The sequence below is a fragment of the Streptomyces geranii genome (assembly GCF_002954775.1).
GTDB lineage: Bacteria > Actinomycetota > Actinomycetes > Streptomycetales > Streptomycetaceae > Streptomyces > Streptomyces geranii.
In genome coordinates, this window is sequence record NZ_KZ672954.1 from 1 (window position 1) to 12783 (window position 12783).

Below are 12783 nucleotides of genomic sequence, written 5' to 3' on the forward strand. Positions count from 1 at the left end.
GGCCCGCAGCCGCTCGGCGAGCGTGCCCTGCGGGATCAGCTCGACCTCCAGCTCACCGGCCAGATACTGACGCGCGAACTCCTTGTTGGCGCCGATGTACGACCCGGTGACCCGGGCGATACGGCCCCCCGCACCAGCACCTCCCCCCGAAACCTGATCCCGTACTCCCGGAACTCCCCCACCCCCGCCAGCACCGCCCACTCCCCGACCCCCACCATCCGCTCGGCCCGCGCGGACACCGCCCGGGGCGCCCACCGCTGCCCGTACCCCCCGGTCATCCCGTCGACGACCTGGTCCACCAGCCCGGTCAGCCCCGCAGCGGCGACCGTCAGCGGGAGGACGGGCCGGCCGTCGAAGTGGCCCGCGCACAGCTCCGGGGTGATCAACAGCCCTGCGGACACCCGGCAGTCGGCATAGGAGACCCCGGTCAGCGGGAGCGACCCGCGCGCGGGCGCCCCGTACCTGCGCGGCCCCGGCACCGTCACCGGCGCGACCTGTGGCTGAGGCGCGAGCAGCCGTTCGAACACCGCTGCCGGCAGTACGTCGTACTCGATCCGCGCCGACACACACGCGCCGCCCGCGAACTCGCCCGCCAGCCGCGCGTCGGCGTAGGCGCGGCGGCGGCTGTGGAAGCCCGCGCCCGCCTCGGCGACCAGGGTCATCGTGCCCGCCGGCCAGTCGGCGGGCGGCGCGTACGTCGCGTGGAGGGAGCGGGCGAGGTAGTACGGCGGCACCTCGTGCGGCGCCCGCAGGGTCTGGGCCGCGCACATCCCCAGGGCCGCGAGGCGCCGCCCGGCGTCGGCCGCCGAGATCGGCAACTCCTGCTGCCCGGTGGGGTGTTGGCAGGGGACGAGGGCCTCGGCGTACCCGGGAGCGGGCACGCGCAGATCGTCGAGCGCGTAGTACGGCGACGAGACACACACCCGAGTGGAGTCGAACAGGTCCAGCACTTCGCCCGCACCTCTATTTCCGGATTCGGCATTCAGCGGAAAGGATTCCGGAAAGATATTGATCCATATGCTTTGGGAGGGCGGAAAAAAGTGAGCCAAACGGGTGATGCGGGTATGTCAGACCGCCGCCGCTGCCTCGGATTTCGGCCGCCGGGGCAGCCGCCCCCGTACCCGCTCCAGACATCCCTCCGGATCGGGCTCCGCCTGCAGCCCGGGCAGCACCAGGAGCCAGAACTCGGCCACCGCCTCCTCGACGCTCCGGCGCCGGTCGAGGGCGTCCGAGATGCTGTGGCTGCCGAAGAACCCGGCGACGACGACCCGCGCGGCGCGGGACACATCCGTACCGGCGGCGAGTTCCCCCGCGTCCCGCGCCTCGGCGAGCAGTTCGGCGACCGTGGAGATCCAGCCCACGAAGGGCTGCGGCAGGTGGGTCGGGATGCTCTTGTGCTCGTTCCAGAGCCGGTTGCCCGCCCGTACGATCAGATTGTCGCGGTACTCCCGCGCGACCTCCAGGCTCAGCCCCACCGTCCGGTCGAGCACCGGACCGCCCCGGGAGCGCCACTTCTCCACGAGTCTCGGCCACTCCCCGAAGTAGGCGTCCAGGACCGACTGGGCCAGCCCCTCCTTGTTGCCGAAGTGGAAGTAGATCGCGCCACTGGTGTAGCCGCTCGTCCGCGCCACGTCGCTGATGCTCGTGCCCACATATCCATGCCGCTCGAACAGCAGTGCCGCCGCCGCGAGAATGGACCGCCGGGTGACTTCCGCGCGTTCTTGCATGACCACTCCCAGAATCGTCCCTTCAGGCGAACCTATCCGACGGCCGGAGCGGAATCCCCAATCGGAAAAGAATCATTGATCTCATGATTTTATGACCGAATTCCTCTCGCTTTCCGGCCCGACCGCCGCGCCGACCACACCCGCGACGCCCACCGCACCCACCACACCCGCCCTCCGCTGGGACCGCTCCGTCCCGCGCGCCCTCGTCCACCGCCGGTCGATCGCCGAGGTCCTGCTCACCGACGGCCACGCGCTCGGTGAGGAAAGCTTCCTGCTGGCCGCCCAGTGGTCGCGCTCGCACCCCACCTTCCGCCCGGACGGCGACGGCCGCCACGACCCGATGCTGATCGTCGAAACCCTCCGCCAGATCGGCCTGTACGTCGGCCACCGCTTCCTCCGTACGCCGCCCGAGAGCAGGGCCGTCATCAAGAACATCGGCTTCCGGGTGTACGACGGCGCCGAACCGGTCGTCGGCCACGGCGCGACCGACGTGGTGTGCCGTACCGACGTGTTCGACGTCCGGCGCACCCCGGGGCTGCCCGGGCCCGTCTCCTTCAGCCTGCGGACCGAGTTCCGCGCGGACGGCCGCCCCTTCGGCACGGCCGAGGGCCGGGTGCGCGTCCTGACCGGCGCGGAGTACGCCGCCCTGCGCGGCCCGTACGCGTTCGGGGCGCCCGTGCCCGACGGGCGCCTGCGCCGGATCTCACCGGCGGAGGCCGGCGTACGGACCCCGGAGGAGGTGATGCTCGCCCGCGAACCCGGCGACCTGTCCGGAGACTCGTCGGGCGACCCGTCGGGCAACCTGCCGGGCGACCCGTCCGGCAACCCGTCAGGCGCCCTCCTCCTCTCCCCCGCCGACCTCCACCACCCCCTGTACTTCGACCACCCGAGCGACCACGTGCCCGGCATGGTGCTGCTGGAGGCGGCCCGGCAGGCTGTGAACGCGGTTCACAGCCGCGCGAGTTGTGAACCGAGCAAGGTGGGCCGCCTGAGCGAATGCCTGTTGTCCGCCACCCGGTTCACCGAGTGGGACCGCCCGGTACACATCGAGGCCGTGCCGTGCGTAACGGGCGGGCCAGGCCTGCCAGGCGCACCGGGCGTACCCGGCGACGGCCCGGAGGCGGACGGCCGCTGGTCCTTCCGCGTCGTCCAGGGCGGCACCGAGACGACGAGCGGGACCCTGCGGTTCGCCTCGACCTGAGCGTGTTCGACCCGTCGCCCCTCGTTCCGCCCGGCGGACGCGTTACACGTCGGAAACCTTGACGATCTCCGTGCCGGGTGCAACGATTCCGGCGCCTCGATGTTTACGTAAACATCGCCCCCCTCGGTCCTTCGACCGGCATGCGAAAGGGCAAGTTGATGCGCAACGTCCTCGGCGGCATCCGCCCCTCCTCCCCCCGGCTGCGCGCCGCCCTCGTGGCCCTCGCCCTCGCCGCGACCAGCGGCACTGCGGTCGCCGCGAGCCCGGCCCCCGCCTCCGCTTCCCCCACGGCCGCCTCCTCCGCTCCCGCCTCCCACGGGCTGGCCAAGGACACGACCGCGTTCAAGGGCGTCAACTGGGCCGACCCGCGCGACAACTTCGCCGACGACCTGCTCCAGCTGTCCGGTCTGTCGACCACCGACACCTACGCCCAGACGTACTCGAAGGCGACCCGGATCATCGCGGCGTTCCGCGCGAACCTCGGTGCCAACACGGTGCGGCTGCCGATCAACCCGTACACGGTCAACGGCGCCTACTGGAAGTCGTACCGGGGTGTCATCGACGCGGCGTCCGACCAGGGCTTCAAGGTGATCGTCTCCTACTGGGAGGGCACCGGCGCCCAGAAGGACGGCTTCATCGACGACCAGGCCACCTACTGGCCGATGTGGGACCGGGTCGTGAAGGCCTACAAGAACGACAGGCGCGTGTACTTCGAGCCGATGAACGAGCCGCACGGCTACACCGACACCGAGTGGGCCGACATCGCGGCGAAGTGGCTCGCGACGTACAGGTCCGTGCCGCGCAACCAGGTGTTCGTGAGCGGCGCCGGGTACAACGACCACGTCACGTCCGTCTGCGCCGACCCGCGGCTGAAGGGCACGTACCTCTCGCTGCACCACTACGGCTTCTGGAAGGACTACGCGACCTACGACCAGTGGGTGGCCGACCTGAAGGTGCGCATCGGCGACTGCGCGAGCCGGACCGTGGCGGACGAGTTCGGGGCCTTCATGACCACGGGCCTCGACTACAACAAGAAGACCCCCGACAACAACTTCGTCAACTTCATGCAGGCCGTCACCGACACCTTCCGCGAGCTGAGGATGGGCTCCGTGTACTGGCCCGGCCTGCGCACGGACGACATGTACTCGATCCAGACCCTGACGGGCACCACCGCCCGCCCCTGGCTGGCCACCACCAACCAGTCAGGCGCGGACCGGCTGGCGTGGGGCTGGGGGCGCGGGAAGCCGGTCAAGGGCTGAATACCTAGTTGATCACGCCCGGTGGGGATCGTAGGTTCGGGAGATGACCAACCAGACGGACCTGCCTGACCTGACGGAACCGGCCGGGCTTCGGATCGGTGTGATGTACGACCGCGACTGGGCCCCGGAAGGACTGCCCGGGTTCGCGCGGCGGGCCGAGGCCCTCGGTGTGGACGACCTGTGGGTGGTGGAGGACCTCGGCTGGAACGGCGGAGTGTCGGCGGCGGCCGTGGCCCTCGGCGCCACCGAACGGCTGCGGGTGGGCATCGGGATCGCCCCGGCCCCGCTGCGCAGTCCGGCACTGCTCGCGATGGAAGTGGCGACGCTGGCCCGGGTGTTCCCGGGTCGGTTCGTCGCCGGGATCGGGCACGGAGGGCGCGAGTGGATGGTCCAGGTGGGCGTCACACCCCGTTCGCCGCTGGCTCTGCTGGAGGAGACGATCACCTCCGTACGGGCTCTGCTGCGCGGGGAGCGGGTCGAGCTGGAGGGGCGTGAAGTGCGTCTGGACGGCGTCCAGTTGGTGCACCCGCCCGTCGAAGTGCCGCCGGTGGTCGCTGGGGTGGTGCGCGCCCGTTCGCTGGAGCTGTCCGGCCGGGTCGCGGACGGGACGCTGATCGCGGAAGGCCACGGCCCGCGCGACCTGGAGAACACCCGGGCGCTGAACGCGAAGGGCGGAGCGGGTCCCGAGCACACACTGACGGTGTTCGCCTTCGCCTGCGTGGGCGACGACCCCGACGAGGTGGCACGCGCCCTGCACCCGCACACCGAGGGCCACAGCGCGTGGCTGGGCCGCCCGCAGGAGGAGGTGTTCACGCTCTCCGGCAGCGCCACGAAGGTCGCCGAGGGCATCGGCGCGCTGTCGGCCGCCGGTGCGGACACGGTCGCCCTGCGTCTCGTCGGCACCGAGCCGCTCCGCCAGCTGGAGGCCGTACTGAAGGCGTTGGGCCGCTGACCGTCAACCCCTCGGTTCAGTGCGCGGCGAACTGGACGCTGGTCGCCTGGACGGCGTCGGGCCGCACCGCGATGCCGTCGAGGGTCAGCTGCTCCCCGTAGATGTCGGTGATCCTGATCGAACCGCCGCAGCCGGTGCCCTGCTCGGAGAGGAAGTAGTTGTACTCGGTGCGCGCCAGCCGGACCCAACTGCCGCCGCCGGTACGGACTTCGAGGCGGGCCAGCGGGTTGCGGTGGCCGATGACCTGGATGCCGCACCAGTACTGGCTGGACCCGGTCTTGTAGCGGACCGAGAGCGGGGCGGCCGTGGCGGGGCTCAGCAGGCTCCAGCTGATCGGGATCCGGCCGGCCACCGGGTCGGCGATCTTGGCGAACGCCTCGGCGCTGAGGTCGAGTTGGCCGGGTGCGCAGTCGCCGGGGCACTCGTTGGTGATCCGGACCGTGACCGAGGCCCCGCTCGCCGCCCGCACGAGGATGTACGCCCCGCACGCCATGGACGTCTCGTAGTCCGTGGTGTTCATCGCGGCGGTCATGACGTCACTGCTCGGGCCGTACGAGCAGGCGTGGCCGTCGCCGTTGCCCGCGCCGTAGAAGGTGGCGACGCCCTGGTAGGTGGTGCCGGGCTTGATCCGGCCCGCCAGTGGGGCCGACCCGGAGGCCGGCCGGGCCGCCGAACCGCCCGCCGCTGCCGAGGACTTCGAAGCGGTGGCGGTGGGCTCGGGGGTGGCCTTCGGCCTGGCCGGGGTCGCCTTCGGGCTCGGGGAGCGGCTGGCGGAGGGCGTCGGGGCCGGCGTCGACTCCGGTACCGGCACGGTGGGCGGGAGGGTCACCCGGGTACCGGCGACGGAGGAGCTGGCCGCGCTGTCCCCCTTGTCGGGCTGGTGGTCGGGGCGGAAGGCCACGACCAGGGATATGACCAGCGCGACGGCGGCCACGGAGGCGCAGACGAGCACGGTGCGCCGCTTGTTGGGCGAGCGGCGCGGGGAACGACGCGAAGAACGGGACGCCACGGCAGAGGTCCTTACCTGGTCCGGAAAACAGTTGCTGAGAACACGTGTTGAGAGCACGTGTCGAGAGTGCTTCCGGCCCTTAGTCTCCACGGCGCCCCGAAAGGTTGCCGTGGTTTCAGAGAGACCGCTGGGGCCGGACCGTGAGCATCTGCTGGGCGGTGCCGACCGGGCCGTGGATGTCGTGCAGGACGCTGCTGGTGAGGCCCTGGCCGGTGGGGCCGAAGGTGACGGTGGTGTCCAGGCCGGTCCAGTCGCCCTCGGGCTGCCGGTGGAGATGGATGGTCAGATCGACGTTGGGGAACATCCAGGCGGTGGGCGGCTGCCGTACGGCGATGCCATTGGCGGTGTCGACGAGGGTGACGTAGGACGCGAGCGGGCTGCTGGGCTCGTCGGCGACGAGGGCGAGTCGGGTGGAGAGCCAGGCGGTCGCGCGGCCGGGCCGGGGCGGTGCGACCTGGCGGACGTCCAGTGAGGCGACGTATCCGCCGGGCCAGGCCAGGTGCATCGACCAGGGGTCGAGTGCCTCGGGAGGGGTGAGCCGGTCCTCGGGGCCGCCTTCGACTGCGGTGGTGTCGAGGGCGGCGAGCAGCCAGGCGCGGGTGCGGACCACCGGGCGTCCCGCGATGAGGACGACGGCTTCGAGCAGTTCGATGGTGCGGCCGGGGCGCAGGGTCTCCACCCGGATCTCGCACTCGTCGAGGGCGGGCCGGCCGAGGATGTCGTGGCTGATCCGGGACAGGACGAGCCCGGAGTCCGGCCGGGCGGCCAGATGGCGGTCCATGGCGTGCACGATGAGACCGCCGAGCGGGCTGAAGTGCTGCTCGTCCGGGTCCCAGGCGCCGCCCACGTGGACCGTCGGCTTGTAGCGGTGCTCGTCGATGCGTTCGTAGTAACTGCCGTCCGTCATCTGCCCATCGTCCCCGAAAACGCGCGCCATTTGATTGCGAAGATCGCCCGCCGGACGGCCCGGCGCGCAATTTTCCGCCTGCCGGCTCCTCCGGTCAGCTCCTCCAGTCAGCTCCTCCGGTCCGCGCCCGGACCGGTGATCCCGCCGAACAGCCGTGCCGGGTTGGCGCACAGGACGCGGTGGGTCTCGGCGGGGCCGAGTTCGGCCGTGAGCCAGGTCAGGGTCGTGCCGTAGACCCGGTCCCGCTCGTGGCGGGTCCAGGGCCAGTCGCTGCCCCACAGCATCCGCTCACCGCCGCCCGCGCTCAGCAGGGCGCGCAGCATCGCGGTGGCCGCGCCCGGCGCCGAGCGGTAGGGCGCGGACGCCTTCACCCACACATGCGGCGCGGCCAGCAGCCGGGCGAGCGCGAGGGAACCCGGATACGACAGCGAGGGGTCCCCCGGAAGTCCCAGGTGGTCGACGACCACGGCGCCGGGCCAGCGGAGCAGCCAGGGCTCCAGCTCCGTCCACTGCAGTCGCTGCGCCTGGACCTCCAAGTGCAGTGCGCGGGCGGCCAGTTCGCGGGCCAGGCGCTGCCAGAGGGGCTCGTCCAGCGGGGGCACCGGGCGGTCGACGAGGTTGAGCCGGATACCGCGCACGCCCGCCGCCACGAGCCGGTCCAGCTCCTCCCCCGGTGTCCCGGGGTCGATGACGGCGACCCCGCGCAGGCGTTCCGGCGCCTTGCCGAGGGCGTCGAGGAGATACGAGTTGTCCGTGCCGAGGAAGCTGGGCTGCACCAGGACCCCGGCGGCGAGGCCATGGGCGTCGAGCAGCGCCAGATAGGCGTCCACTGTGGCGTCGTAGTCCGGGCTGTACCGCCGCCCGTGCGCCAGTCGCAGACCGCGCTCGAAGACATGGGCGTGGGTGTCGAAGGCGGCGGCGGACCGAGTGAGGGGCACTGGCGGTACGGAAGTCACGTACAAAGAATAGTCCTATGAAGGACTAGACGTCAGCAGGATTCGAGACCATGCTTTCTCGCCATGCAGTCCATCTCACCCACACCACAGAGCCGTGGCGCGGCCGACCTCGCTCGGACCGACCCCCGGCTGCCGCTGCACGCCCGTCTCCGGGAGGTGATCGCCGAACGCGTCCGGTCCGGCGAGTGGTCCCCCGACCAGCCGCTGCCCGCCGAGTCCGCCCTGGTCGAGTACTACGAGGTGTCCCTCGGGACGATGCGGCGCGTGTTCCGCGACCTCGTGGACGAGGGCCTGCTGGAGCGGCGCCAGGGCACGGGGACCTTCGTGCGCAGGGCGTCCCTGGACGCCTCGCTGTTCCGCTTCTTCCGGTTCGGGAGCGCGGGCAGCGGCTTCCCGCAGAGCCGTATCCTCTCCGCCGCCCGGCAGGTGAGTACGCCGGCCATCGCCACCGCCCTCGGCATCGGCACCGGCGACGAGGTGCTCCATCTGCACCGACTGCGGCTCTACGACGAGCAGCCCGTCCTCGTCGAGGACATCTGGCTGCCGCTGCCGCTGTTCGAGCCGCTGGAGCGGATCGGCGCCGACGACCTCGGTGACCTGCTGTATCCGACGTACGAACGCGCGTGCGGCCAGATCGTCGCGGCGGCCACGGAGGAGCTGACCATCGAGGCCGCCGGTGCCGCCGACGCCCTGCTCCTCGGCTGCGCGCGCGCCGAGCCGGTGGTCGTGGTCGAGCGCGTCGCCCGCTCGCACGACGCGACACCGCTGGAGTACCGCCGCTCACGCGGACTCGCGCACACCTTCCGCTACCGCATCGACATCCGCTGACCCCGCCGCTCCCCTTCTCTGTCTCTGCTGCTCCTCCCCTCGCTTCCCCCCTTCTCCTCCTCTCCGCTCACGTTCCCCGCACACGAAGAGAGCCGACGCATGTTCGCTTGGTACCGGGACACCGACAAACCGCAGAAACGAGCCTTCTGGGCCGCGTTCGGAGGCTGGACGCTCGAAGCCGCCGACGCGCAGATGTTCGGGCTCGTTCTGCCGACCCTGCTGGCCACCTGGCATCTGAGTACCGGGGCCGCCGGCACTCTCGCCTCCGTCACCCTGATCTTCACCGCGTTCGGCGGCTGGCTCGCGGGCTGGGCCTCCGACCGCTACGGACGCGTCCGGGTCCTGCAGTGGACGATCATCGTCTACTCCACGGCCACCGTCCTGATCGGCTTCACCACCGACTACTCCCAACTGATGGTGCTGCGCAGCATCCAGGGCTTCGGCTTCGGCGGCGAGTGGGCGGCCGGCGCGGTCCTGGTCAGCGAGTACATGGGGACCCGTAACCGCGGGCGGGCGCTGGGCACCGTACAGAGCGGCTGGGCGCTGGGCTGGGGGCTCGCGCTGGCGACGTACACCGTGCTGTTCAGTCTGTTCCCGGAGGAGTGGGCCTGGCGGTCGATGTTCTGGCTCGGCGCGCTGCCGGCCGTCCTGGTCATCGTCATCCGCCGCAAGGTCACCGACCCGCCCCTCTATCTGCGGCGGGCGGCGAAGGCCGAGAACCGGGTCTCCCTGCTGCGGATCTTCAAGCCGGACCTGCTGCGCGTCACCCTGCTCGGCGCGCTCCTCGGCCTCGGCAGCCACGGCGGCTACTACGCGCTGACCACCTTCCTGCCCACCTACCTCCGCACCACCCACGGCCTGTCGGTCCTCAAGACCAGCGGCTACCTGGCGGTCTTCATCGCCGCCGCCTTCTTCGGCTACCTCACCTCGGGCAACCTGGCGGACCGCATCGGCCGCCGCCGGAACATCATGTTCTTCGCGGTGATGTGTCTCGTCTCGGTGGTGACCTACCTCTTCCTCCCGATCAGCGACACCCAGATGTTCTTCCTGGGCATCCCGCTCGGCTTCTTCTCGGCGGGCATCCCGGCGGGTCTCGGCGCGCTCTTCGCCGAGTTGTACCCCACAGCGATACGGGGCACAGGGCAGGGCTTCTGCTACAACTTCGGCCGGATCGTCGCGGCGGCCTTCCCCGCGCTGGTCGGCTTCCTCAGCGACCGGCTCGGCATGGGCGCCAGCATCGGCCTGTTCGCGGGCAGCGCGTACGGGATCGCGGTCCTGGCGGTGGCGCTGCTTCCGGAGACCTCGCACGAGGAGCTTGAGGGCTCCGAGGACCCGGTGGACGAGAACGAGGGCGGAGGCCGCTCCGGAACGGCCGCTACGACAAGGCCGCGCGTGTCCTGAAATACGGCCCTGACCAGCAAAAATACGGACCGTACCGGAATACTGGACGTGGCTCGATATGCCCGGTTATGCTGATGTTGATCATATCTAAGCACCGATCTCCAAGCTGAGACCGGTCCACTACAGGTCACGGACGTAACGGAATCGACCTGCTCAGCCGCCATTCCGGTCAAGTGCGTGTGTGCGTCAGCCGTTGCCGAGCCGCGGCGACTCGCGGCGGGAGGCGAGTGACGTGACCGTGCCGGTCTCACGGACAGGCAACCTGCCGGAGGCGTTCACCACGTTCGTGGGCAGGCGCCACGACATCACCGAGGTTCGCCGTCTCCTCGGCTCGGCACGGCTGCTGACTCTCACCGGAGTGGGCGGCGTGGGCAAGACCCGGCTGGCACTGGAAGTGGCCGCCGCGGCCAGGCGGGCCTTCCCGGACGGGACGTGGCTGGTCGACCTGGCACCGGTGCGGGATCCCTCGGCGGTGGCGACCGTGGCCGCCTCCGCCGTGGGCAACGTGGCCTCGGGCGCCAGGCCCGCCCTCGTCACGCTCGCCGAGCACCTGGGCGAGCGCCGGGCACTGATCGTGCTGGACAACTGCGAGCACCTGCTCGACGCCTGCGCCGAACTGGCGGACACGCTGTTGTCGGCCTGTCCCGACCTGCGCGTACTGGCGACGAGCCGTCAGACGCTCGGTATCGCCGGCGAACACGTCTTCACCGTGGCGCCTCTGAAGGTGCCGGACGAAGCGGTCGAACTCCTGCGGGACCGTGTGTGCGCGGTACGGCCCGCCTTCCGGATCACCGACGCCAACTGGGACACGGTCACCCGGCTGTGCGCCGGCCTGGACGGGCTGCCGCTCGCCATCGAGCTGACCGCGTCCCGGCTGCGTACGCTCACCGTGGAACAGGCCGTGGACCGGCTGGAGGACCGGTTCGCGCTGCTCACCGGGGGCAGCCGGACCGCACGGCCCCGGCAGCGGACCCTGCGCGCGGCGATCGACTGGAGTTACGAACTGTGCTCCCCCGCCGAGCGGCTGCTCTGGCACCGGCTCTCGGTCTTCGCCGGCGGTTTCGTCCTGGACGCCGCCGAGGCGGTCTGTGCCGGAGAGGGCATCCCCGCGCGGGAGGTGCTTGACCTCCTCGACCGGCTGGTCGTCCAGTCCGTCGTCCTGCCCGTCGAGCACGAGGGCCTGCCCCGCTACCAACTGCTGGAGACCATCCGCGAGTACGGCCGGGAGCGGCTCGCCGGGTCCGGCGAGGAAGAGCTCCTGCTGCGGCGGCACCGCGACTTCCACCTCGCCCTCGCCGAGCGCATCGCCGACGGCTGGTACGGACCCGGGCAGGAGGAGGCCCTGGCCCGCCTGCGCGCCGAGCACGCCAATCTGCTGGCCGCGCTGGCTCACGACGACGACCCGCAGGCCGCCCTCGCGCTGGCCGCGGCGCTGCGCTTCCACTGGTGCGTCGGCGGATTCCTCGGCGAAGGGCGACGGCAGCTCGACCGTGTGCTCGCCGCCGCGCCCGAACCCACCCCCGCCCGTGCCCGGGCGCTGTGCGCCGCGTCCTGGGTGGCGCTGCTGCAGGGCGACCACGGAGCGGCCGACCGGTGGCTGGCCGAGGCCGGTGAGCTGGGCGAGCGGCAGGGCGATCGGGTGGTGAGCGCCCATGTCGTGGGCCTGCGCGCCTCATTGGCGATGTTCCAGGGGCGGATGACGGAGGCCGTCCCCTTGTTCGAACGCGCGGTCGCTGCCCAGACGGCGGCCGAGGGGGAAGCGGCGGCGGTCTTCCAGCTGTTCCAACTGGCCGGACTGCAGAGGGACATGGGGAATCCGCGTGGGGCGGAGACCGGCCGGCAGGCGGTCGCCCTGGCGCGGGTGCACGGTGAGCGGTGGGCTCGCGCGCATGCGATGTGGGCCCTGAGCTGGGACGCCTGGGGGCGCGGTGACCGCGAGGAGGCCGTGGCGCTGATCCGGGCCGCGCTCGAGATCGAGCGGGGCTTCAACGAGCCGCTCAGTGCCGCGCTGATGCTGGAGACCCTCGCCTGGATCATCGCCTCCCACGGGGAGTACGAACGGGCGGGCCGGGTCATGGGCTCCGTGCGCAAGCTGCTGCGTGATCTGGGTGTGGACGTTTCCGCGTTCGGTCCGCTGATGGCCGGGTTCCACGCAAGGTGTGAACTGAGGGTCGCGGGGGCGCTGGGTCCGGAGGCGTACGAGCGGGCTGTCGCGGTCGGCGGCGGCCACGACAGCCCCCGACAGGCCATCGACCACGCCCTGGACACCGGCGCCGAACCGGCGGACCCGGCCACCGCCCCCGGTCCTCTGACACGTCGCGAACTGGAGGTGGCCGAGTTGGTGGCCACGGGCATGAGCAACCGTCAGATAGCCGCCAGACTGGTCCTGTCGCTGCGTACGGTCGACTTCCACGTCGGGAACATCCGCACCAAGCTCGGCTTCGGAACCCGCGTCCAGATCGCGAGCTGGTGGGTGTCGGCGCACCGGCGGGCGGAGTGAACACCGGCCGGGAACCATCCCGTTGGCCTCGCCCTGCCTACGT

Annotated in this window: 11 protein-coding genes; 6 read left to right on the top strand and 5 right to left on the bottom strand. The window is 71.4% G+C overall.

The features are described 5' to 3' along the window. Together CW359_RS47495 and CW359_RS04055 are read right to left on the bottom strand one after the other, a co-directional pair. A partial coding sequence (locus CW359_RS47495; RefSeq protein ID WP_408647450.1) for a CoA-transferase occupies window positions 1-255 on the bottom strand: 255 nt, incomplete at its 3' end. Between the two features lie 812 nt (window positions 256-1067). Further along, on the bottom strand, window positions 1068-1727 hold the full coding sequence (locus tag CW359_RS04055) for a ScbR family autoregulator-binding transcription factor (protein ID WP_105968461.1): 660 nt from the start codon (window positions 1725-1727) through the stop codon (window positions 1068-1070). 91 nt (window positions 1728-1818) lie between these two features. On the opposite strand from CW359_RS04055, the gene CW359_RS04060 reads away from it, so the two are divergent. From CW359_RS04060 to CW359_RS04070, 3 genes are all read left to right on the top strand, one after another. Then, window positions 1819-2928 carry a ScbA/BarX family gamma-butyrolactone biosynthesis protein gene (locus CW359_RS04060; protein WP_105968348.1) on the top strand — a complete coding sequence of 370 codons (1110 nt, stop codon included), beginning with the start codon at window positions 1819-1821 and terminating at the stop codon, window positions 2926-2928. 158 nt (window positions 2929-3086) lie between these two features. Beyond that, window positions 3087-4187 carry a glycoside hydrolase family 5 protein gene (locus tag CW359_RS04065; RefSeq protein WP_105968462.1) on the top strand — a complete coding sequence of 367 codons (1101 nt, stop codon included), beginning with the start codon at window positions 3087-3089 and terminating at the stop codon, window positions 4185-4187. Window positions 4188-4230: 43 nt separating this feature from the next. Then, window positions 4231-5139 (top strand): LLM class flavin-dependent oxidoreductase, encoded by a 909-nt coding sequence (locus tag CW359_RS04070; RefSeq protein WP_105968349.1) that lies wholly within the window; start codon window positions 4231-4233, stop codon window positions 5137-5139. A 16-nt stretch (window positions 5140-5155) separates the two neighbouring features. Here CW359_RS04070 and CW359_RS04075 read toward each other — a convergent pair whose 3' ends face one another. The 3 genes from CW359_RS04075 to CW359_RS04085 all read right to left on the bottom strand — a co-directional run bounded on the left by CW359_RS04075 (window position 5156) and on the right by CW359_RS04085 (window position 8011). Next, on the bottom strand, window positions 5156-6148 hold the full coding sequence (locus tag CW359_RS04075) for an expansin EXLX1 family cellulose-binding protein (RefSeq protein WP_105968350.1): 993 nt from the start codon (window positions 6146-6148) through the stop codon (window positions 5156-5158). A 115-nt stretch (window positions 6149-6263) separates the two neighbouring features. Continuing rightward, on the bottom strand, window positions 6264-7055 hold the full coding sequence (locus tag CW359_RS04080; protein WP_105968351.1) for a thioesterase family protein: 792 nt from the start codon (window positions 7053-7055) through the stop codon (window positions 6264-6266). 107 nt (window positions 7056-7162) lie between these two features. Then, on the bottom strand, window positions 7163-8011 hold the full coding sequence (locus CW359_RS04085; RefSeq protein WP_198655083.1) for an amidohydrolase family protein: 849 nt from the start codon (window positions 8009-8011) through the stop codon (window positions 7163-7165). Between the two features lie 63 nt (window positions 8012-8074). Between CW359_RS04085 and CW359_RS04090 the strand changes: the two genes are divergently transcribed. The 3 genes from CW359_RS04090 (at window position 8075) to CW359_RS04100 (ending at window position 12740) form a co-directional block, all read left to right on the top strand. Beyond that, window positions 8075-8839 carry a GntR family transcriptional regulator gene (locus CW359_RS04090; protein ID WP_105968353.1) on the top strand — a complete coding sequence of 255 codons (765 nt, stop codon included), beginning with the start codon at window positions 8075-8077 and terminating at the stop codon, window positions 8837-8839. A gap of 99 nt (window positions 8840-8938) precedes the next feature. Continuing rightward, the gene (locus CW359_RS04095) at window positions 8939-10240 is read left to right on the top strand and encodes an MFS transporter (RefSeq protein ID WP_105968354.1); all 1302 of its coding nucleotides are present in this window, start codon (window positions 8939-8941) and stop codon (window positions 10238-10240) included. 232 nt (window positions 10241-10472) lie between these two features. After that, on the top strand, window positions 10473-12740 hold the full coding sequence (locus CW359_RS04100) for an ATP-binding protein (protein ID WP_105968355.1): 2268 nt from the start codon (window positions 10473-10475) through the stop codon (window positions 12738-12740). The last annotated feature ends 43 nt before the right edge of the window (window positions 12741-12783 follow it).

Excerpts from the sequence above, each read along its gene's own strand:
- CW359_RS04055 (WP_105968461.1), bottom strand. The coding sequence starts at position 1,727 with ATGCAAGAACGCGCGGAAGTCACCCGGCGGTCCATTCTCGCGGCGGCG.
- CW359_RS04065 (WP_105968462.1), top strand. The coding sequence starts at position 3,087 with ATGCGCAACGTCCTCGGCGGCATCCGCCCCTCCTCCCCCCGGCTGCGC.
- CW359_RS04070 (WP_105968349.1), top strand. The coding sequence starts at position 4,231 with ATGACCAACCAGACGGACCTGCCTGACCTGACGGAACCGGCCGGGCTT.
- CW359_RS04080 (WP_105968351.1), bottom strand. The coding sequence starts at position 7,055 with ATGACGGACGGCAGTTACTACGAACGCATCGACGAGCACCGCTACAAG.
- CW359_RS04095 (WP_105968354.1), top strand. The coding sequence starts at position 8,939 with ATGTTCGCTTGGTACCGGGACACCGACAAACCGCAGAAACGAGCCTTC.
- CW359_RS04090 (WP_105968353.1), top strand. The coding sequence starts at position 8,075 with ATGCAGTCCATCTCACCCACACCACAGAGCCGTGGCGCGGCCGACCTC.
- CW359_RS04060 (WP_105968348.1), top strand. The coding sequence starts at position 1,819 with ATGACCGAATTCCTCTCGCTTTCCGGCCCGACCGCCGCGCCGACCACA.